The 1073-nt window shown below is 65.0% G+C and carries 1 protein-coding gene; it reads left to right on the forward strand.

Annotated elements, in window-relative coordinates; translation table 11 throughout:
- Positions 1-163 precede the first annotated feature (163 nt).
- The coding region (locus YO9_RS0116000) for an ABC transporter ATP-binding protein (protein WP_223286728.1) at positions 164-1073 on the forward strand (910 nt) is incomplete at its 3' end.

Consider the following 1073-nt stretch of genomic DNA (forward strand, 5'->3'; position numbering starts at 1 on the left):
GGGCGACCGGCAAGTAGGAGACGACGAAGAAACCTCAGGTCGGCGGGATCGTCGTTCGCTGCGTGGCGGGTTCGGTAAGCGCCGCGACCGATCGAACGATGGTTCCGGCTCTCAGGACGCAGCCACCGATCGTTCGTCCCGTGGCTCCCGCAGCCAACGCCGCGTGGTGCGCGGTGAACCGGTCCTGGTGGTGGACGGGCTCTCCGTGGACTTTGGCGTGGACAAGGAATGGGTCCCGGCCGCAATCGATATGAACTACCAGGTGGCCGCCGGTGAGGTGCTGGCCATCGTGGGTGAATCGGGCTCGGGTAAATCCGCGAGCTCCATGTCGATCCTGGGACTGCTGCCCTCCAACGCTCGGGTCAACGGCTCGGCCAAGCTGGCCGGTGAGGAACTCATCGGACTGCAGGGTGCTGCCCTGCGCCGGGTACGCGGTGAAGAAATTGCCGTGATCTTCCAGGAACCCATGACCGCGCTCAACCCGGTCTACACCGTGGGCCAGCAGATCGTGGAAACGATCCGACTCCACCGGGACATGTCGCCATCCCAGGCCGCCGAACGCGCCAAGGAAATGCTGACCATGGTGGAACTTCCGGATCCGGAAAAGGCGTTCCGTTCCTACCCGCACCAGTTGTCCGGTGGTCAGCGTCAGCGCGCCATGATTGCGCAGTCGCTGTCGTGTGATCCCAAGCTGCTGATCGCCGATGAGCCCACCACCGCTCTGGACGTCACCGTGCAGGCCGAGATCCTGGACCTGATCCGTAACCTCAAGGACAAACTGGATTCCGCCGTCATCCTGATCACCCACGACATGGGTGTGGTGGCCGACCTGGCGGACCGCATTGCGGTGATGAAGAAGGGCCGGATCGTCGAGCAGGGCAGCGCGGAGCAGATCTTCTCCCAGCCCGAGCACCCCTACACCAAGACCCTGCTGGAATCGGTGCCCCACCTGGGTGAGGGCGGCGAGACCGGTGAATCCGTGGACATGGTGGCCGCGCTGGAACGTGAGATCGAGGCGGAGGAACGCGAGGCGGCGGCGTCGTCGACCGACCGGGACGCTGCGACGGCCAACA

The organism is Kocuria atrinae C3-8 (assembly GCF_000286355.1).
GTDB lineage: Bacteria > Actinomycetota > Actinomycetes > Actinomycetales > Micrococcaceae > Kocuria > Kocuria atrinae_A.